This window comes from Marinobacter shunpengi, assembly GCF_045449715.1.
GTDB lineage: Bacteria > Pseudomonadota > Gammaproteobacteria > Pseudomonadales > Oleiphilaceae > Marinobacter.
Genome location: NZ_JBJJLA010000004.1, coordinates 69,712 through 90,545, shown reverse-complemented (window position 1 = coordinate 90,545; position 20,834 = coordinate 69,712). Strand labels below are relative to the sequence as shown.

Annotated in this window: 15 protein-coding genes; 5 read left to right on the top strand and 10 right to left on the bottom strand. The window is 61.0% G+C overall.

The window, feature by feature from the left end; translation table 11 throughout:
- Window positions 1-99: 99 nt before the first annotated feature.
- From ACJO3T_RS01875 to ACJO3T_RS01850, 6 genes are all read right to left on the bottom strand, one after another.
- Window positions 100-906 (bottom strand): peptidylprolyl isomerase, encoded by an 807-nt coding sequence (locus tag ACJO3T_RS01875; RefSeq protein WP_406977642.1) that lies wholly within the window; start codon window positions 904-906, stop codon window positions 100-102.
- A gap of 64 nt (window positions 907-970) precedes the next feature.
- Complete coding sequence (narI, locus tag ACJO3T_RS01870) at window positions 971-1,651, bottom strand: respiratory nitrate reductase subunit gamma (protein ID WP_406960949.1); 681 nt, start codon at window positions 1,649-1,651, stop codon at window positions 971-973.
- Between the two features lie 20 nt (window positions 1,652-1,671).
- Window positions 1,672-2,412 (bottom strand): nitrate reductase molybdenum cofactor assembly chaperone, encoded by a 741-nt coding sequence (gene narJ, locus ACJO3T_RS01865; protein WP_406960947.1) that lies wholly within the window; start codon window positions 2,410-2,412, stop codon window positions 1,672-1,674.
- Window positions 2,413-2,422: 10 nt separating this feature from the next.
- Complete coding sequence (narH, locus tag ACJO3T_RS01860) at window positions 2,423-3,997, bottom strand: nitrate reductase subunit beta (protein WP_406977641.1); 1,575 nt, start codon at window positions 3,995-3,997, stop codon at window positions 2,423-2,425.
- Window positions 3,994-7,737 (bottom strand): nitrate reductase subunit alpha, encoded by a 3,744-nt coding sequence (locus ACJO3T_RS01855; RefSeq protein ID WP_406977640.1) that lies wholly within the window; start codon window positions 7,735-7,737, stop codon window positions 3,994-3,996. Before ACJO3T_RS01855 ends, narH begins: the two co-directional genes overlap by 4 nt.
- Before the next feature lie 128 nt (window positions 7,738-7,865).
- Complete coding sequence (locus tag ACJO3T_RS01850) at window positions 7,866-9,131, bottom strand: MFS transporter (RefSeq protein ID WP_406960942.1); 1,266 nt, start codon at window positions 9,129-9,131, stop codon at window positions 7,866-7,868.
- 165 nt (window positions 9,132-9,296) lie between these two features.
- On the opposite strand from ACJO3T_RS01850, the gene ACJO3T_RS01845 reads away from it, so the two are divergent.
- From ACJO3T_RS01845 to ubiT, 3 genes are all read left to right on the top strand, one after another.
- Window positions 9,297-11,132 (top strand): histidine kinase, encoded by a 1,836-nt coding sequence (locus ACJO3T_RS01845; protein ID WP_406977639.1) that lies wholly within the window; start codon window positions 9,297-9,299, stop codon window positions 11,130-11,132.
- 50 nt (window positions 11,133-11,182) lie between these two features.
- Window positions 11,183-11,842 carry a two-component system response regulator NarL gene (gene narL / locus ACJO3T_RS01840; RefSeq protein WP_406960938.1) on the top strand — a complete coding sequence of 220 codons (660 nt, stop codon included), beginning with the start codon at window positions 11,183-11,185 and terminating at the stop codon, window positions 11,840-11,842.
- 84 nt (window positions 11,843-11,926) lie between these two features.
- Window positions 11,927-12,406 carry a ubiquinone anaerobic biosynthesis accessory factor UbiT gene (gene ubiT / locus ACJO3T_RS01835; protein WP_406960936.1) on the top strand — a complete coding sequence of 160 codons (480 nt, stop codon included), beginning with the start codon at window positions 11,927-11,929 and terminating at the stop codon, window positions 12,404-12,406.
- A gap of 19 nt (window positions 12,407-12,425) precedes the next feature.
- Here the strand turns inward: ubiT and ACJO3T_RS01830 are convergent, their stop codons facing one another.
- The 3 genes from ACJO3T_RS01830 to hemN form a co-directional block, all read right to left on the bottom strand.
- Entirely contained in the window at window positions 12,426-13,316 is an 891-nt protein-coding gene (locus ACJO3T_RS01830) for a U32 family peptidase (protein WP_406977638.1), read from the bottom strand.
- Window positions 13,317-13,329: 13 nt separating this feature from the next.
- The gene (gene ubiU / locus ACJO3T_RS01825; RefSeq protein WP_406960932.1) at window positions 13,330-14,325 is read right to left on the bottom strand and encodes a ubiquinone anaerobic biosynthesis protein UbiU; all 996 of its coding nucleotides are present in this window, start codon (window positions 14,323-14,325) and stop codon (window positions 13,330-13,332) included.
- Window positions 14,326-14,406: 81 nt separating this feature from the next.
- Window positions 14,407-15,819: an oxygen-independent coproporphyrinogen III oxidase gene (hemN, locus tag ACJO3T_RS01820; RefSeq protein WP_406977637.1), complete on the bottom strand. Its 1,413-nt coding sequence runs from the start codon at window positions 15,817-15,819 to the stop codon at window positions 14,407-14,409.
- A 171-nt stretch (window positions 15,820-15,990) separates the two neighbouring features.
- Here hemN and ACJO3T_RS01815 point away from each other — a divergent pair, with 171 nt between their 5' ends.
- Window positions 15,991-17,523: a cryptochrome/photolyase family protein gene (locus tag ACJO3T_RS01815; RefSeq protein WP_406977635.1), complete on the top strand. Its 1,533-nt coding sequence runs from the start codon at window positions 15,991-15,993 to the stop codon at window positions 17,521-17,523.
- Window positions 17,524-17,680: 157 nt separating this feature from the next.
- Window positions 17,681-18,940: a substrate-binding periplasmic protein gene (locus ACJO3T_RS01810; protein WP_406977633.1), complete on the top strand. Its 1,260-nt coding sequence runs from the start codon at window positions 17,681-17,683 to the stop codon at window positions 18,938-18,940.
- Window positions 18,941-19,059: 119 nt separating this feature from the next.
- On the opposite strand, the gene ACJO3T_RS01805 is transcribed toward ACJO3T_RS01810, so the two are convergent.
- The gene (locus ACJO3T_RS01805; RefSeq protein WP_406960924.1) at window positions 19,060-20,748 is read right to left on the bottom strand and encodes an HAD family hydrolase; all 1,689 of its coding nucleotides are present in this window, start codon (window positions 20,746-20,748) and stop codon (window positions 19,060-19,062) included.
- Window positions 20,749-20,834 lie beyond the last annotated feature (86 nt).

The following is a 20,834-nucleotide window of genomic DNA, read 5'->3' as shown; positions in this document are numbered from 1 at the left end:
ATGCTGTCCCCCGAAGGGGGTAGATTGACGGTTATTGGTGGATAGTTGATGTGAATCAAAAAGGGGGAGCCATGCTCCCCCGCAACACATATCATCCGCTCACTGCATCAACGGCGAATCCGGCAGTTCCAGGTCGACGCCCTCCACTCCGGTTTCCGCAGCGAGCACCTGCAGGTACTGCCGGAACGCCCGACGGGTGACGCTTTCGCTGAGGTACTGACGAATCTGGGGTTTGACGTGCTCGTAGGGAAGCGATTCACCGTCGATGCGCTGGTCGACCCGTACGATATGCCAGCCGTAGCGGCTTTCGATCAACCCTGGGCTGAGGCCTTCCTGCAGGTTCAGCACCGGGCGCTCGAATTCTTCCACCGTCTGGCCCTTGCTGATCTGCCCCAGGCTGCCGCCCTGGTGGCGGGATTCGCAGGCCGAATACTGCCTGGCCAGATCGACAAACCGGGAACGACCATCGAGCAGAGAAGACAGCAACTGATGGCCCGCCTCTTCCTGGCGGATACGTTCTTCCACGTCGTCCGGTGCGGCGGCCAGCAGGATGTGACTGACAGCCATCAGGGTCGGGCTGCGGAATCGTGCCGGGTTGGCGGCGTAGAAACGTTCGCAGTCTTCCTCGGACGGGTCCGGTACGTTCAGTTCCAGCTCCAGCACCCGTGCCAAGCGTTCTTCCTCATCCATGGACTCGGGGAGCTGCAGGATATCGGCCTGCTGCAGCAGCAACTGGCGGATAGCCAGGCTGCGGGCAGCTTCGTGCCAGGCTTCCGCGACGTCTTCCGCCGGATGGTGCTGCATCTCCCGGGCGATGTCGTCTTCCGGGATCAGGGTGTCACCCACGTACACCGGCGGGAACTGGTTTCTGGGCTTGTCGGCTTCGCCGGTCGGGATCAGTTGCATAATCGTGCTCCAGCTATGAATGGACATAGATTTTTGCGGGCTGGCCGCTCATATCCGGTTACTCTTATGCCCGCTTACGCACCACCTGGTACTTCCGCCCGAAATACTCCACCGGCACGCTGAGCATGTGCACCAGGCGGGTGAAGGGGAACAGGACGAACAGGGTCAGGCCCAGGAAGATATGGGTCTTGTAGATCCAGTGCACGTCAGCGATGTAGTTCGCGACCTCAGAGCCCTGCAGGGTGAAGATCCCCTGGGCCCAGGCGGAGAACTTGAGCATGGTGCCGCCGTCCAGGTGCCCGAGAGTGGGCAGGATGGTGAGCAGGCCAAGAGCCAGTTGGACCACCAGGATAATGATGATCATGTTGTCGGCGAAGGTGCTGCTGGCCTTGACCCGCGGATCCGTCAGGCGGCGCCAGGCCAGCATGCCTCCGCCGATGATGGCGAACACTCCGGCGATGCCACCCACCACGATTGCCATAACCTGCTTGGCGCCTGGCGTCATGAAAGGCTCATAGAGCGCGTGGGGAGTCAGCAGGCCCACCAGGTGGCCGAAGAAGATCACCAGCACGCCCACATGGAACATCACGGACGCCCAAACCATGTTTTTCTTGCGCAGAATCTGGCTGGAATGGGCCTTCCAGGTGAACTGACCGTGGTCGTAACGTGCCCAGGTGCCAACGAACAACACAATGAGGGCGACGTAGGGATAGATTCCGAATAGCAATGTATTGAGATAGGACATCGTCATTTCCTCCGGCGCCCTCAGGCGCGCCCTGCCGGACGGGGAGTCACATCCGTCATCAATTGATCACTCAGGTGGATGGTCTGGGTCTGTTCCAGCTCGCGGCGGCGCTTCCCAACCACGCCACCGGTGCTGCAGGAGCTGCCCTGGTCATCCACGAATTTCACCATTTCCTCTTCCCAGACCTTGTCCAGGGCTTCCGGGGTGTCGTCCCGCTCTTCAGTGGCCACAATCCCCGCCAGTTCCTGCCGGTTAACCTCGCGACCGGACAGCACCAGCAGGGAATCCATCACCACATGATAGAGACTTTCACGCTGGTACAGGCGCTCGCCCAACAGCCCAAGGATGTGATGGATGTCCTCCAGCCAGTTCCGGATCTCGTCCCCCGGGCGGGTGGAGAGGTATTCCAGGAACAGCGGCAGGTAGTCGGGCAGCTCCCTTGCATCAATTTCCAGACCATTGGCGCGATACTGCTCCATCAGGTCCACCATGGCCTGGCCACGATCACGGGATTCACCATGTACGTGTTCGAACAGCAACAGGGACGTGGCCCGGCCTTTGTCGAAGATGCCCACGTAGTCTTCCTGCCGGTCGAGCAGGTCACCGTCACAGAGCATATCCACACAGCGAAGCAGTTGGGCCTTGTTCTGACCGGGTAGCCAGCTGTCCTCAAGAACAGCGGCAACCAGGGCATCCTTGGAGGCCTGGAGTTCTTCCGTGGGGTACTCAAGAAGTCGTGCCATTACTTTCAGAAGTTGCATGTCGGCCTCCTTATTCCTGCAGCTGCTTCGGGTCCACCTGCTTCACGGTGGAGAGTTTCTGCACCATGCTGGTGGTCTGCTTACGGCCACCGAACATGTTGAACTTGCTGTCGCCGTTGCAGCCGTCGCCGAAGCTGAAGCCGCAGCCATTGCGCTCGCCGTGAGCCGTCGCATCCGGGAAGGCTTCCTTCGCCAGTTCGCGGTGGCTGGTCGGGATCACGAAGCGATCCTCGTAATCGGCAATAGCCAGGTAGCGGTACATCTCGTCCGCCTGGGCCTTGGTCAGGCCGCACTCCTCCAGGGCCCGCAGGTCTTCCCTGCCTTCCACGGTTTCGGCACGCTTGTACAGGCGCATGGCCATGATCCGCTTCAGCGCCCGCACGATGGGTTTCTCGTCACCGGCGGTGAGCAGGTTGGCCAGGTACTTGACCGGAATCCGCAGGCTTTCGATCTTCGGCAGTATGCCGTCGAACTCCACCTTGCCGGCTTCAGCAGCAGACTGGATCGGGCTCAGGGGTGGCACGTACCAGACCATCGGCAGGGTGCGATATTCCGGATGCAGCGGCAGGGCCAGTTTCCAGTCCACCGCCATCTTGTACACCGGGCTACGCTGGGCGGCCTCGATCACGTTCATGGGCACTCCATCTTTCCTGGCCTGCTCGATTACCGCCGGATCGTTCGGGTCCAGGAAGATTTCCAACTGCTTCTCGTAAAGCTCGTGCTCGCCCGGGGTGCTGGCCACTTCCTCGATGCGGTCGGCGTCGTACAGCAGCACGCCCAGGTAGCGGATGCGGCCAACACAGGTCTCGGAGCAGACAGTCGGCATACCGGCTTCAATCCGCGGGTAGCAGAAGATGCACTTCTCGGACTTGCCGGTTTTCCAGTTGAAGTAGATTTTCTTGTAGGGGCAGCCGGAGACACACATCCGCCAGCCACGGCACTTGTCCTGGTCGATCAGGACAATGCCGTCTTCTTCCCGCTTGTAAATGGCGCCGCTGGGGCAGCTGGCCACACAGGTGGGGTTCAGGCAATGCTCGCACAGCCGCGGCAGATACATCATGAAGGTGTTTTCGAACTGGCCGTAGACGTCCGCCTGTACCTGGTCAAAGTTCTTGTCCTTGCGGCGCTTGGCGAACTCGGTGCCCAGGATTTCCTCCCAGTTCGGGCCCCATTCGATCTTCTGCATGCGCTGGCCGGAGATCAACGAGCGGGGCCGGGCCACTGGCTGGTGCTTGCTGTCGCCGGCGGTGTGCAGATGCTGGTAGTCGAAATCGAACGGCTCGTAGTAGTCATCGATCTGGGGCAGGTCCGGGTTTGCGAAGATGTTCGCCAGAATCCGGAACCTGCCACCGATTTTCGGACGGATCTTGCCGGCGCTGTCCCGCATCCAGCCGCCCTTCCACTTGTCCTGGTTCTCCCACTCCTTGGGGTAGCCGATGCCGGGCTTGGTCTCGACGTTGTTGAACCAGGCGTATTCCATGCCTTCGCGACTGGTCCAGACGTTCTTGCAGGTCACTGAACAGGTATGGCAGCCAATGCACTTGTCCAGGTTCAGTACCATGCCGACTTGGGAACGGATTTTCATTTTACAGCCTCCTGAACAGTGTCATTGCCTTCGCCGTCGAGCCAGTCGATGTTGTGCATCTTGCGCACCACCACGAATTCGTCACGGTTGGAACCTACGGTGCCGTAGTAGTTAAACCCGTAGGAATACTGGGCATAACCGCCAATCATATGGGTCGGCTTCGGGCACACCCGGGTGACCGAGTTGTGGATACCGCCACGGGTGCCGGTGATCTCGGAGCCCGGAATATTCACGATCCGCTCCTGGGCGTGGTACATCATCACCATGCCCGGCATGACCCGCTGGCTGACCACCGCCCGGGCCGCGATGGCACCGTTGGCGTTGAACAGTTCAATCCAGTCGTTGTCCTCGATTTGCATCTCCCTGGCGTCGTCTTCGCTCAGCCAGACGATGGGGCCGCCCCGGGACAGGGTCAGCATCAGCAGGTTGTCGCTGTAGGTGCTGTGGATACCCCACTTCTGGTGCGGGGTGATCCAGTTCAGCGCTTTCTCCGGGTTACCGTTGCTGCGCTGGTTCAGCATGCTGCTGACGGTCTTGGTGTTGATCGGCGGGCGGTACACCAGCAGGCTCTCACCGAAGGCTCGCATCCACTCGTGGTCCTGGTAGAACTGCTGACGACCGGTCAGGGTCCGCCAGGGAATCAGTTCATGCACGTTGGTGTAGCCGGCGTTGTAGGACACATGCTCGTCTTCCAGACCAGACCAGGTCGGGCTGGAGATAATCTTGCGCGGCTGTGCCACGATGTCCCGGAAGCGGATCTTTTCCTCTTCCTTGTTGGTAGCCAGGTGGGTGTGGTCCAGGCCGGTGAACTCGGACAGGGCCGCCCATGCCTTCACGGCTACCTGGCCATTGGTTTCCGGTGCCAGGGTGAGGATTACCTCTGCCGCATCAATGGCGCTCTCGATCTTCGGACGACCGGCGTTGGCACCGTCAAGGTGCTTTTCGTTCAGGTCACCAAGGAACGTCACTTCCTTCTCGGTATTCCAGTTGATGCCCTTGCCGCCGTTACCCAGCTTGTCCATCAGCGGACCAAGCGAGGTAAAGCGGGCGTAGGTGTTCGGGTAGTCGCGCTCAACAGTGATGAAGTTGGGGGCAGTCTTGCCCGGAATCAGCTCGCACTCTCCGCGCTTCCAATCCTTCACATCGAACGGCTGGCCCAGTTCGGCCGGTGCGTCATGCAGCAGCGGCAGGGTGACCACGTCTTTCTCGACACCCAGATGGCCCTCCGATGCTTTGGAGAAGGCCCTGGCAATACCCTTGTAGATCTCCCAGTCGCTACGGGCTTCCCAGGCCGGGTCAGTCGCCGCGGTAAGCGGGTGGATGAACGGGTGCATGTCGGACGTGTTCAGGTCGTTCTTCTCGTACCAGGTGGCGGTCGGCAGAACGATGTCCGAGTACAGGCAGGTGGTAGACATGCGGAAGTCCAGGGTCACCAGCAGGTCGAGCTTGCCTTCCGGCGCCTCGTCGTGCCACTTCACTTCTTTCGGCTTGGCGCCCCCCTCGTGACCGAGATCCTTGCCCTGCAGGCCGCTGGTGGTACCAAGCAGGTACTTGAGCATGTACTCGTGCCCCTTGCCGGAGGAACCCAGCAGGTTGGAGCGCCAGATGAACAGGTTGCGCGGATGGTTCTCGGGTGCTTCCGGATCCTCGTTGGCGAAAGCCAGGGAACCGTCTTTCATGGATTTGGCCACGTAATCCGAGACATCCATACCGGCTTTTTCAGCTTCAGCGGCAATACCCAGGGGGTTGCGGTTCAGTTGCGGTGCGGAAGGCAACCAGCCCATACGCTCGGCACGAACGTTGTAGTCGATCAGGCTGCCACCGAATTTGTCCTTGTCCGCCAGTGGCGACAGGATCTCGTCCACACCCAGCTTCTCGTAGCGCCACTGGCCGGAGTGGGCATAGAAGAAAGAGGTGGAGTTCATGTGGCGCGGCGGGCGCTGCCAGTCCAGGCCGAAGGCCAGGGGCTGCCAGCCGGTCTGCGGGCGCAGCTTTTCCTGGCCGACGTAGTGGGCCCAGCCACCACCGCTCTGGCCGATACAGCCACACATGATCAGCATGTTGATCAGACCACGGTAATTCATGTCCATGTGGTACCAGTGGTTCATACCAGCACCGACGATGACCATGGAACGCCCCCTGGTCTTGTCGGCGTTGTCGGCGAATTCACGGGCAATGCGGATCACTTTCTCGGCGGGTACGCCGGTGATTTTTTCCTGCCAGGCCGGTGTATAGGGCTTCACTTCGTCGTAGGACGTAGCGCCATCGTCATCGCCCAGGCCTCGGCTGATGCCGTAGTTGGCCACCATCAGGTCGTAAACTGTGACTACACGGCCTTCGGTGCCATCCGCCAGCTGAACCTTGCGGGCGCCCAGTTTGTGCTTGAGCACATCCTTGACTTCAACATGCTGGAAATGGTCGTGCTCAATGCCACCGAAGTACGGGAAGGCCACGTCAACGACGTCGTCATGCTTTTCGACCATGGACAGCTGCAGGTTGACGTCAGCGTCCTTCGCGGTCTGCTTCAGGTTCCATTTGCCCTTTTCGCCCCAGCGGTAGCCGATGGAGCCGTTGGGAGCGGTCAGCTCGCCGCTGGCCTCGTCAATGGCGATGGTTTTCCACTCAGGGTTGTTCTCCTCACCCAGGCCGTCCACCAGGTCGCTGGCACGCAGGAAACGGCCCGGCGCATAGCTTCCGTCGTCACGCTGCTCCAGCATGACCAGGTAGGGCATGTCGGTGTAGCGACGAACGTAATCCGTGAAGTACTCGCTGGGCTTGTCGACATGGAATTCCTTCAGGATGACGTGGCCCATGGCCATGCCGAGAGCCGCGTCGGTGCCCTGCTTGGGGTTCAGCCATTCATCAGACAGCTTGGAGACTTCAGCATAGTCCGGCGTAATAGCGACGGTCTTGGTGCCCTTGTAACGTACTTCGGTGAAGAAGTGGGCATCCGGGGTCCGGGTCTGGGGTACGTTGGAACCCCAGGCGATGATATAGCCGGAGTTGTACCAATCGGCGGATTCCGGCACGTCGGTCTGCTCGCCCCAGGTCTGCGGCGAGGCCGGCGGCAGGTCGCAGTACCAGTCGTAGAAGCTCATGCAGACGCCGCCAATCATGGACAGGTAGCGGCTACCGGCGGCGTAGGACACCATGGACATGGCGGGAATCGGGGAGAAACCGAAAATACGGTCCGGGCCGTACTTCTTCGCGGTATAAACATTGGAGGCGCCAATCAGCTCGTTCACCTCATCCCAGCTGGAACGCACGAAGCCGCCCATGCCGCGACGAGGCTTGTACTCGGCGGTTTTCTTCGGGTCTTCCACAATGGATGCCCAGGCTTCTACCGGATCGCCATGCTGGGCCTTTGCCGCAAGCCAGAGCTTCATCAGGTGCTTGCGCATCAGCGGATATTTCAGGCGGTTGGCGCTGTACATGTACCAGGAGTAGCTGGCGCCACGGGGGCAGCCGCGGGGCTCGTGGTTGGGCAGATCCGGACGGGTACGGGGGTAGTCGGTCTGCTGGGTTTCCCAGGTGACCAGGCCATTCTTGACGTAGATCTTCCAGCTGCAGGAGCCGGTGCAGTTCACGCCGTGGGTGGAACGCACGATCTTGTCGTGCTGCCAGCGCTGGCGGTAGCTGTTTTCCCAGTCGCGACTGACTTCATGGGTTTCACCGTAGCCGTTGGCAAACGGCTCTCGCTTTTTCCTGAAGTAGTTAAGCTTGTCGATCAAATGACTCATGGTCTCTCTCCATCAACCCGTTGGCCGGATCGTTGTTCCGATTTGAGACCATTGTGTGGGAGAGAAATCCTGAAAGCTGCATGGTTACTACTACATAACCCGCCCCTACCTCCCTGGTGGTAGGAGGCTTATATCCCCTGATGGAGAAGCTTTTCCCGTTCCCGCCGGCGATGGTCCCGGAGGAACATCAGGAGGCTGCCGGTCAGTACCACGAACAGAATCATGAAGGTGGTACTGCGAATCCCCAGCCAATGATTCGCAACGCTAAACATCAGTGGTAGCAGGAAAGCAACGGAACACGCGCTGACCAGCAGCACTCCAGCCACCAGAGCAGGAGGTGCCGGGTACGCGAGGATAATCTTGCGCTGCAGACCAATCATGGCGCAGCCGAGAGTCACACCGAGCAACACGACAAGCCCCGTCTCCAGAGCCAGCGGGAGGGTGAAATCGATATGGATAGGGCTCTCTGCCGCCTGGATCACCAGGGTCATGGGCGGATAGGACAACAGGAACAGGGCGATCAAAGCTGCAACCAGTGCCTGACTGACAACCGGGTAAGAGCCCAGTCGGTCTGCCAGCCAGCCACCCGGAATCTGGGCCAGCGCCCCCGGTACAACGAACCACAGGGCCACTCCGGCCCCAGCCTGCACCGGCAGTTGATAGAGGGATGACAGGTAATCCGGAAGCCATAGCGCCAGGGCCAGGAGGCTGCCGGCCACTATCCCGAACCAGACCACATCGTGCCATTGCCCCGGTGGGCCAGCCAGCAACGGCCCGGAGGTAACCCCGGCGGCCTCCCCATCACCGACATCTTCCTCTGCCGTCAGCATCACTACCAGTGCCAGCAACAGGGCCAGTAAAATCAGATAGGCCAGAGGCAAAACCGCCCACTGGAAAGCATCCAGCACAAGCGGAACCAGGTAGTAACTCAGTCCGACTCCGGTGATGCCCGCGCCGAACAGCCCCAGCACCAGGCCCGCATGCCGGTCCGGAGCATGGCTCATCACAAACTGGAGACCGGCACTGTAATAGCCACCAGCCAGTCCGAGGCCGGCGCCGGCCACCAGGTAACCGGGCAACGAATCCACCAGCATCAGCGACAGCATACAAAGGAACAGTCCGGCCAGGCAGGCCATCATCACACGCCGCGCGCCATACCTGCGGGCGGCCAGCCCTGCCGGAATCGCCAGCAGGGCGCCCGAAGCCATGGGCACAGACAGCAGCAGACCAAAGGCAACGTCACCCAGAGCCAGGGCCTGGCGAAGGTACACGCCCGCCACGGAAAATAGTGACCAGCAAGCCGCCGCCAGGACGAAACCAACCACTGCCAGCGGCAGCACTACCGCCAGCGAATTGATCCGGTCCTCGTCGTCGGGTGGCATTGGAGCATGCATAGGCAGGTTTTCCGTAAAGTATACTTCAGTCTCCTCCTTTGCCCTGAATCGGGTCAAAGACTATGATGGGATACTGCCCATCGGGGTAAGTGACTATCCGCAAGGAGGTAGTCGGACGTCTGATTCCGGTGCAAATCGCAATTCGAGCGCCCGAGAAGGGGTCTGATGAAATCCAGAAATCCGCTGGTCAATCGCGTTGCCCTGGTGGTGGCCGCCATCGTGCTGACCGCCGTGGTCAGTATGACCACGACCCTTGCAGTCTCAAGCAGCATTGAGGGCAATGCCACTGCCATCAACCAGGCCGGAGCCCTCCGCATGGGTGCCTTTCAGCTACTGACGGCCGCAAGCAGTCAAGAGTTGACCACGTCATTGCTGGAAAGCCATGAGCGGAAACTGGAACAAACCACCCTGACACGCTCCATTCCCACCGATGGCGACCATCCTCTGCGCCAGCAATACCAGCGTGTGCAGGCTCACTGGCAGGATACCCTGCGCCCGGAACTGGAGAATCACCCGGTCGGGGTCACACCGGCTCTGGAGATAGCCACGGAACAGCATGTGGGCAAAGTGGACGCCCTGGTATCGATGCTGGAGCAACGCACCGAGGCCCGTATTGACCTGCTGCACGTGATCCAGATCATCAGCCTGGTGTTTTCCATACTGATTGCCCTGGCCCTGTTCCTTGATCTCAGAAGCAGGGTTTTACGCCCCCTTCGCAAGTTGGTGCGAATCGCCACTGCGGTGGGGGAAAAAGACTTTTCCCTGAAAGCCAATCTCGGGGGTACCGACGAGCTGTCCCGGCTCGGACTGGCCTTCGACCAGATGACCAGTGAACTGGCTCTGAGTTACCACGAACTGGAAAGTGAAGCCCGTGCCAAGACTGCCGAGCTGGAGAGGAGCCACCAGGCCCTGCAGATTATCCATAGCGCCAGCCGCACCCTGTTTTCCAACCATGACCTGTGTGCCGGCGCCGTCCCCATGCTGCAGGAACTGGAAGAGCTGCTGGGCATCGGCCCCATCCGCCTGTACCTCCATGACAAACAGGCCAGTGAACCGGTGGAGGCCATCACCACCTCCACCCCGGAACGCCCGTTCTACTGCCGCGACCACCATTGCAACGCCTGCCTGGTGACGCCGGAGGTCTATGACGAACTGCCCAACGACGACAACGACGGCCGCCGCCTGCTGCTGCCGATACGCACCCCCGGACTGCTGCTGGGGACTCTGGAAGTCTGGTACCCGGTGGAGAAGGGCCTGTCGGAAACCGCCCGCCACCTGCTGGGAACCCTGAGCGATCAGCTCGCCACCGCCATTTTCCTGGAGAAACAGATCACCGAGGAGCAGCAACTGACCCTGGCGGAGGAACGGGCCGTGATCGCCCGGGAGCTGCACGACTCCCTCGCCCAGTCACTGTCCTACCTGAAGATGCAGGTGGCACGGCTGCGACGACTCAACATTACCGGTGAACATCAGCAGACCCACGATGCGATCCTGGAGGAACTGAGCACCGGCCTGAACAGCGCCTACCGGCAACTGCGGGAACTGCTGACCACCTTCCGCCTCAAACTGGATACGCCGGACCTGTACACGGCGCTGCGCCAGACCGTCGACGAGTTCAGTGGTCGCCTGGGACAGCAGGTGGGCCTGGAATACAACCTGCCAGAGAACACACTCTCTCCCAATGAGGAGATCCATATACTGCAGATTGTCCGGGAGGCCCTGGCCAATGCCGTCAAGCACGCCGATGCCACCGAAGTGAAGGTCGAGGTGCTCTTTGAATCCCCCGGTGTTGAGGTCAGAATACTCGACAACGGCAAGGGCCTGCCGGGGGACGAACAACCCCTGCAGCACTACGGGCTGATCATTATCCAGGACCGCGCCCGCACTCTGGGCGGTAAAGTCTCGGTGGCCAACCGCGACGATGGCGGTGTTGAAGTTTCCATGGGCTTCATTCCCAAGAGCCGTCATATGATCCTGACACAGGAAACCAATGCCGGCTGAACAATAGCGCTGCACACAAGCGAACCAACAAGCGATTTCTGAGAGGGAACATGTCTGATACACCGGCGAGTATTCTGCTGATCGACGACCACCCGCTGCTCCGCCAGGGCATCAAGCAGCTGATCGAAATGGAAAGTGACGTGCAGGTGACGGGAGAAGCCTCCAACGGGACCGACGGGATCAAAAAAGCCACGGAACTGGAGCCGGACCTGATCCTGCTGGACCTGAACATGCCGGAGATGAACGGTATCGAGGTGCTGCGGACACTGCGGGACCAGGGCGTGGCGTCCCGCATCGTGATTTTCACCGTCTCGGACCATGAGGACGATGTGGTGGCCGCACTACGCGCTGGTGCCGATGGCTACCTGCTCAAGGACATGGAGCCGGAGGACATGATCGGCGAGCTCAAGCAGGCGGCGGTGGGCAGGATGGTGATCAGCGACCGCCTGACCACCCTGCTGGCCCAGGCGTTGCGATCCCAGAAACCCCAGCCGTCGGAAGGCCCCAACTTCGACAGTCTGACCCCCCGCGAGAAAGACATCCTGCGCCTGATCGCCGAGGGCCTGTCCAACAAGATGATTGGCCGCAAGCTGGATATCAGCGATGGCACCGTGAAGGTTCATGTGAAGCATCTGCTCAAGAAACTGAACCTGAGGTCCCGGGTTGAGGTGGCAGTTTGGGCCGTTGAGGAAGGTTTGCATAAAGCCTGAGGGTTTGGTTCCGATTGGCTTAAATCAATCAAAAACCCTCTCCGATACAGTACCGTGGTAACCATAAAACCCACGGAGACCACCATGACAACCACCCCGCCCCTGCTAAGCCAGTGCCGCCAGGTCATCGCCGGGTTCACGCCGTCCCCGGCGCCACTCCTTGCAGCCATCGACCAACGCGTTCCCCTGGTGCTCAAACAGCTGACCACCGAAACGGCACTGAACCGGATGTTCGCCAGCGCCATCGCCGATGGCAACTTCGATGACTTTGAAGGCCGCACCTTGCGGCTGGAAATCGAGGGCGGACAACCCGGCATCACCCTGGGGTTCTGGCAGGGCCGGCTGAGAGTGGTGGAGGGGCCAGGGGAAGCCACCATCCGTGGTAGCTGTTCCGCGTTCTACCAATTGGCCAACCGCAGGCAGGACCCGGATCAGCTTTTCTTCCAGCGGAAACTTGTGATTGAGGGAGATACCGAGCTGGGCCTTGGCATCAAGAATCTGCTAGACAGTCTGGAGTGGACGCTACTGCCGGGCCGTATCGGGAGAGGCCGCACTCCCCGGTAAACCGGGCTGCCCTGCCCCATCAGATCAGCCTGTCCATCCCGGGTTTGCCGTACCAGTAACCATTGCAGGGAGGCGCCTCCACCAGCTGCAACGGGTCGGTATCCGGCACTTCCCCCCGACGCACCTGATCGAAGCGGTGAACCACCTCTTCCATGCCCTGATGCTCCGGACTCAGGCGCACCGTATTCACCCCCATCCGCTCCATTTCCGGCAACTCCCGCATCAGGTCATAGCGGGAACCAGACAGGGTGGAAATGCCGTTAATGCGGAACAGCCCCTGGCTTTCCCGGGAGCGCAACTCCATGCCATCCGGGTGCTCCAGGCAACGGAACTCGCAGTTGTCCTTGGGCAGGTTGTAATGACGGGCGGTGAAGCAGCGGGACGACCAGGCCAGGGGCAGGAAGCCCCAGGAGAAAACCTCGACGGGCAGGTCCAGCCCTTCGGCCTTTAATTCCCTGATGAGCTGTTCCAGGGTGTCCTTGCCCAGCTCCACCGGCAGATTCCAGCCCTTCAGCCCCTGCCTGGCCAGGATTCTGAGGGGGGCGGTGTTGTAGATATTCATGGACGGCCCGGTGATGAACGGAATGTTGTTCCGGATCGCCACCTGCAGTGCACTCTGGTCATTGGCTTCCACCAGGAAGTCGTCCTGTTCGCAAAACCGGCGCAAACGCCGCAGATCCGCCTCGGACTCGACCAGCGTGAGAGTAGACAGCACCACGGTCTTGCCACAGGCTTTCAGATCCCGGGCCAGATCCAGCCAGTCGTCGGGTTTCATTTCCCGACGGCGGGAGCAGACCACTTCCCCCAGATAGATGGTATCCACCGGCCATTCGACGGCCCTGGCGTAAAAATCGAACACAGACTGTTTGGACCAGAACCACAGGATGGGCCCCAGGGACAGTTTCATCATACAGCCATACCCTTTATTTCCACTTGCGATGGTAGGCGCCCAGGGTGGTCAGCCCTCCTTCGGACAGCCCCGCCAGCGTTGACTGCCAGGCCGGCTCCACGGCAAACCCGGTGCCACTGTCCAGCCGGTCCAGCGCCTGGCGCCAGGTGCGGGCCACGTCGGCTATATAGGCCGGGCTGCGCTGGCGGCCTTCAATCTTCACAGCGCTGATGCCCAGGGCCTTCAGTTCCGGCAACAGGTCAAGCGTATTGAGGCTGACGGGTTCTTCGATGGCGTGGTAGACATCACCTCCCACATCGAACCGCCCCTTGCACAGGGTTGGATAACCGGCGGGCTCGCCCCGGGCGTAACGGTCAATCAGCACGTCGTTCAGGCGGGATTCCAGCCCGCCATCGGCGGTTTCCTCCCAACGCACGGCCTTCGCCGGGGAGCAGGCACCCTTGCTGTTGGGAGATTCATCGGTGAGATAGGACGACAGGTAGCAGCGCCCCTCCGCCATGATGCACAGGCTGCCGAAGGCAAAGACCTCCAGCTCCACCGGGCTGTGTTTGGCCACGCCCTTCACCTGATCCAGGGACAGGACTCGCGGCAGCACGGCACGGCGTATACCGAAGTTGTCCCTGTAGAACCGCAAGGCCTCGTAGCTGGTGGCCGAGCCCTGCACAGACAGGTGCCGTGGCAGATCCGGGTACCGGTTGGCGGCATAGTCCAGCAACCCCATGTCCGCCAGAATGACCGCATCCACCCCCAGGCTCGCTGCCCGGTCCACCGCCGCCGTCCACTGCCTCCAACCCGAGGGCTGGGGATAAGTATTTATGGCGCAGAATACGCGCCGACCATGGTCGTGGGCGTAGGCAATACCGTCCGCCGCCTTACGGTCATCGAAATTCAGTCCCGCGAACTGACGGGCGTTGGTGCTGTCGCGGAATCCGATATAAACCGCATCCGCTCCGTTGTCCACGGCTTTCCTAAGGGCCGGCAGGCTGCCGGCGGGGCATACCAGTTCCATTCCCGTCCTCCAGCAATTCAGGGAATACCCTACCGGCTGTACGCTTCCGATGCCTTGATCGTTGTCAGCAGGCTGGAATCATCAGATAATCCGGGAAAACCGCTGCGAAGCCCCGTCCTTGCGATACAGATCGAAAATCTGGCAGATCGCCCGGATCAGCAGCCTGCCCGCTGGCTGCACCTGCAGCACCCGCCCGTCATCGGCGATCAGTTCGTCCTGAATCATCGGCCTCAGGCGTTTGAGTTCGTCGGCAAAGTAGCGGTCAAACGCCTCGCCCCATTCACTGGCAAACTGCTGCCGCTCCAGCCGGAACTGGCAGATCAACTGACCGATCACCCAGCGTCGGATCTGGTCATCCCGGGTCAGCGCCACACCACGGACGGTGGCCAGCTCGCCTGCATCGATCGCCGCCTCCCAGGCCGGCAGGTCATGATTATTCTGGAAGTAGGCATCCCGGGTCTGGCCAATGGCGGAGACCCCCAGGGAGACCAGGTCACAGTCCGCGTGGGTGGTGTAACCCTGAAAGTTCCGGTGCAGCCGACCTTCCCGCTGGGCCACCGCCAGGGAATCCTCCGGCCTGGCGAAATGATCCATACCGATGTACTCGTAACCGGCCTCCAGCAGACGGTTGATGGTGTTATGAAGGATGGTCAGCTTCTGCTGGGGCGTTGGCAGCGTCTCCGCCTGGATACGCGTCTGCGGATAGAACCGGTCTGGCAGGTGGGCATAGCTGAACACCGACAGCCTATCCGGCGACATGTCGATGACCGCTTCCAGGGTCTCCGCAAAACTCTCCGGGGTCTGGTAAGGCAGGCCGTAGATCAGGTCCAGGTTGATGGAGCGGAAGCCTATGCGGCGGGCCTCATCCAGCACCGCCTCGGTCATCTCCCGGGGCTGGATGCGGTTGACCGCTTTCTGAACCTGCGGGTTCACGTCCTGCACCCCCAGACTGATGCGATTGAAGCCCAGCTTCCACAGGGTTGGCAGGGTGTCCTCGTCCACTTCCCGGGGATCAATCTCCACGCTGTAATCCCGCTGCTCGCCGGACTGCAGGTTGAACAGTTCGCCGTAGCCCGCCATCAGGTGTTCCATCGCATCCTTTGGCAGGAAGGTTGGCGTGCCACCACCCCAGTGCAACTGCTGCACCGGTCGATCGGCTCCGAACAGCCCTGACTGTAGGGCAGCCTCCTTAAACAGACGCTCCACATAGGGCATGGCCCTGTCACGCTGCCTGGTGATCACCTTATTGCAGGCGCAGTAGTAGCAAAGGTGCGCACAGAACGGCAGGTGGGTATACAGGGAGATGGCACCGCCACTGGCACGACTGTGTTCCGCAGCCCTGGCCATCGCCGCCGGGCCGATGTCCGGCGTAAACTCCACCGCCGTCGGGTAAGACGTATACCGTGGGCCGCTCAGGTCGTAGCGACGGATCAACGCCTCGTCCCAGATGAACGACGGCAAGGTGGACTGTGCTGTAGTGAAGGAAGCAGGCATGACCAGGTACTCAATGTCGGGATAAGCAGGAATGGCATCGCCATTCTAGGCAGTTTGCCTCCGCCGGTTCTTGATCGACGTCAGTTACATTGTATTGCCCGCGCCCCTGAACCACCCTTGTGCCCCTGGCGTATGACCCACTACCTCCCTGGTAATAGGCGACACCGGATCATGGCCAACCTGATACTGGTCCTCGGCGACCAGCTCAGCCATCACCTCAGCGCGCTGGAAGGAGCCATCCCCGGCACAGATCAGATCGTGATGGCGGAAGTTCACGAGGAAGCAAGCTACACCAACCATCACAGGAAAAAACTGGTACTGATCTTCAGTGCCATGCGGCATTTCGCCGGGGAACTGGAGCAACGGGGATTCAATGTTCACTATCATCGCTATGCCCCCGACACCCCCCACCATAATCTGGAAGATGTCGTCCGGGATCAGTGCCAACACCATCGGCCGGCTCGGCTGATCACCACCGAGTGTGGCGAATACCGTCTGGATCAGCAGATCCGGCAATGGCGTGAGCGGCTGGGCTTACCGGTGGAAATCCGTCCGGACTCCCGATTTCTGGCCAGCAAGGACGAGTTTGCCCGCTGGGCCGAAGGGTGCAAACAACTACGCATGGAATTCTTCTACCGGGAGATGCGCCGCAAGACCGGCCTGCTGATGACGGCGGAAGGTGAACCGGAGGGCGGCCGCTGGAACTACGACGCCGACAACCGCCGCAAGTGGACCGGCACCCCCCCAGCCCCGGCGACCTTCCGGGCTGAACCCGACGACATCACCCGGGAGGTAATCGACCTGGTGGAAACCCACTTCGCGGATCACTTCGGCACCACCGACGATTTCCACTTCGCCGTGACCGCCGGGGATGCCCGGGCCGCCCTGGCGCATTTCATCGATTTCGCCCTGCCCTGCTTCGGGGACTTTCAGGACGCCATGTCGGACCACGAAGACTGGCTGTTCCACGCCATCCTGTCGCCCTACCTCAATTGTGGCCTGCTGAACCCGATGGAAGTCTGCGAAGCCGCCGAACGGGCCTGGTACGCAGGCCAGGCCCCCATCAACGCGGTGGAGGGTTTTATCCGGCAGATACTTGGCTGGCGGGAATTCGTGCGCGGCATCTATTGGTTGACCATGCCGGACTACGCCCGGGAAAACCGGCTGGGCAACAACCGGCCCCTGCCCTGGTTCTACTGGACCGGCGAGACCCATATGCACTGTATGCACCGGGCGATCGACAGCACCCTCCGCAACGGTTACGCCCACCACATCCAGCGGCTGATGGTCACCGGTAATTTCGCACTGCTGGCCGGTGTACGTCCGGAGGAGATCTGCGACTGGTATCTGGCGGTGTACGTGGACGCCTATGACTGGGTGGAACTTCCCAACACCCTGGGCATGGTGATGCACGCGGACGGCGGTTACCTGGGCTCGAAACCCTATGCCGCCAGCGGCAAGTACATCCACCGGATGTCGGACTACTGCCGCCAGTGCCACTACCGGGTGGACCTGGCTACCGGTGACGACGCATGCCCCTTCAATGCCCTGTACTGGCACTTTATCGACCGGCACCAGGAGCAGTTTCGTCAGAATCCGCGAATGAAGATGATGTTCAGGAACTGGCACCGACAGGACGGGCAGCGGCGACAGGAGATCCTGGAAAGGGCGGAATGGCTCCTGGAGAACCTGGACAAACTGTAGCGTACACCAAACCGACATAGTTTGGACTATGCTACAGGAGCATTGACTCAGTCGTGACTGGATGATGAACCCCACGGTCCGGCTGGTCTATAACGATTATGAAACCAGCGGGAAAGGCCCGCCTGAAATCGATTGACTGACTGAGATGCCACACCACATGGAAAAAAGGCTCTGGTGTTTTCTGGTTCTGTACCTTTCCGTGCTGTTGTCCAGCCCCATGACCCACGCCCGGACCCTGAACCTGTATACCTTTCACTCGCCACCCTACCAGGTAAATCCTGCCTCCGTGCAGGACCATACAGGGCCCTTTGGCACAACCGTGGAAACCGTCCGCTGCGTGGCCGGACGCATGGACTGGGAGACACAGATCCGTACCGTTCCCCAGAACCGTGCCATCCATGGGCTTCGGAACCATGTAATTGATGGCTACTTCGCGGTGGACGAGTCGGATCTGCTGAACCGCTTTGCCCTGCCCACAGCGCCGGTAGCACTGGAAAAATGGTACTTCTATTCCCTGGAGCCCATCGACAACTTCAGGGACAGCCGGATCGCCGCCATTGCCGGCAGTAACGAAGCCATCTGGCTGGAGCAGAGCCGCTACGCCACCGCCATGACCGTATCCCACCCGGACCAGTTGCTGGCCCTGCTACACCGGGATCGCGTCGATGCGGTGCTGATGGATGAAAGGGTCATGGCACTCCAGCGCCTGAGCGGACAGGACCCGGATGATCTGAATAAACAGTTCGTGCGGTTCGCACCATTGAGCCTCTACGTCACCGTGCCCTTTGCCATGGAGCACCCCGAGTTCCTGAACAAATTCAACCGGCATATCGCAGGTTGCATGACCGGCGGATTCGACCTCAGCCAGCAGGAAATGAGCCAGATAAGCAACCGGGCAAGGAGCCTGATCGATGAGTTGGTCAACACCTATCATCTTGAGGACTGGCTCGGCAGTCTCGGACCGCCGGCGGAACTGGGTGAGGTACTGGCACTGGACAAACAATGGCGGGAACTGTCGCCTTCCCGGGCATCAGACAAAGCCGCCGAGATACTCTCTTTAAAACTGTCCGGCAAACTGGCCCAGTGGCAATACGAGCAGGACGGTATGGTGACGGAAACCATCGTGATGGACACCATCGGCGCCGCGGCTGCCATCAGTGTCCTGACATCCGACTACTGGCAGGGGGATGAGCGCAAGTTCGAGACTATTGCCGGCAAGACCAGTGACACCCTGTACCTGGGGCCGGTTCGCTTTGATCCATCCGCCCAGGAGTTCCAGGTATTCGCTTCAATGCCCGTGGTGGACCCGGCAACCGACCGCTTCGTGGGTGGCGTGGCCATCGGCCTGAATATTGAGAAGGCCCTGCGGAGTCCGTACCTGCGACCGGGAAGCACCAACGGCTCTCCCGGGGAGTAGCCACTACCGGGGCTTATCCGCCTCCTCCAGGCGCACCACCCGGCCGTTCTCACCGGAACCATAACGCAACTGCCCTGATCGTTTCCGGGATATGAAAGTCAGGTAAAAGCCACCTGCCCTTACGGCGGCCCCTCCTCACAGGCCAGCACCAGCGCCCAGAACTCCGAGAAGTCGTTCACCACCACATCCGGCTTATGGGGGTGCTTGTGGGTCCCCGGAAAGATCTTGTTCAGCCAGGGCAGATCCCACTGGGCGCCGTTGAAGAACACCGAGGTCAGGCCCGCCCGCTTGGCGGAGATCACGTCGGTGGTGCTGTCGCCCACGTACCACACGCTCGGGTCCGGCGGATAGTCCAGCTTCTGGATCGCCAGCAGCAACTGGTCCGGGTGGGGCTTGCGCAGGGGGGTGTCGTCGCCACACACATCCACGTCGAACAGCTCCGTCCAGCCGGTATCCTCCACTGCTGCCAGCTCGTTCTCGAAAAACTCCCGGTCACGGTTGGTGATTACGCCCACCTGGATATCCAGCCCGCGAAGCCCCTCCAGCACATTTCTCACCCGGGGCTCGAAGGCCTTTACCGTTCCGTAATGTTCCCGGTAGTGCCGGTTGAACACCTTGTGGGCAACCTGCTTGGCCTCCTGATCGTCCCCGAACAGCACCTCGAAGATATCGGTGCGGGAAATCTTGCGGTCAGCACGGACCTTCGGGTGCAGGCGGGCAAATTCCCGGACATAGGCCACCAGGCGGGCATCCTCCGGGGTCTTGCTGTCCTCCGGTGCCAGCATGCGCTCGGTGAGCCCCAGCTCGGAGAATTCCGGCAGCATGTCATCCACGGCGTGGTACATGGCATCCAGCGTATCCACCAGGGTGGCGTGCCAGTCGAACAGCACCACCGCCGGTCGGATCAGCCTCACCACCGCGGGGTGCCAGTCCGCCTCGATGCGGGGTTCCGGCCGCTCCGGCGGCGGGAAGGGGCGCGGCCGGGCTTCCGCCGGAGTCATGTCGAAACACTCCGGTCGGCTTCGCTCAAGCAACGCCAGCAGGTCCATCAGGTCCTCAAAGCTGTCCAGGATGGCCGCCGGGGCATCCCGGTGGCTGAACCAGCTGTCGATACGCCCCGGCTCCCAGCAGGCGCCGTTGTAGAACACCCCGGACACCCCCGCCTTGTTGGCGGTGAGCATGTCCACGTAACTGTCGCCCACGTACCAGGCCCGGTCGTCCAGGGGCAGGTCCAGCTTTTCCACCGTCTTGAGGATCACCTGCGGGTCCGGTTTGTACTCGGTGACATCATCCGCGCACACGGTGGCATCGAACAGGTTGGCCCAGCGACCCTCGTCCACAGTCAGCAGTTCCTTGTCGAGGAACTCCCGGTTGCGGTTGGTGGACACCGCCAGCTTGATACCCATGCGCTTCATGGCAGTGAGGTACTCATAGGCCCCCGGCTGGAAGGGTTTGACCTGGCCGAAGTATTTCCGGTAGCACTCGTTGTAGGCCTTGTGAGCGATGAGCTTGGCGTCCCGATCATCGCCGAAGATGGCGTTGAAGATATCGGTGCGGCTGACACGACGCTCCGCCAGGATGCGCGGGTGCAGACGCCGGAAGATGCGGATATAGCGCACCAGGCGGGCATCATCCTGGGTGCGACACCGGTCCTCGGGCAACAGCCGCTCCACCAGCCCCAGGTCTTCCAGTTGGGGCAGCATCTCCTCCATGGCGCTGAACATGGCGTCGTGGGTGTCCACCAGGGTGCCATGCCAGTCGAAAATCAGTACCGACGGGGGTGGCAGGCAATCGCTGAATCGGGCCATCAGTGAGCCTCCTGGGCTGAAGGACGTAAAGGTCTGTTGTCCCTAAGTAAAACCCAATACGACCGGTTGCACAAAACAGGCCGCCA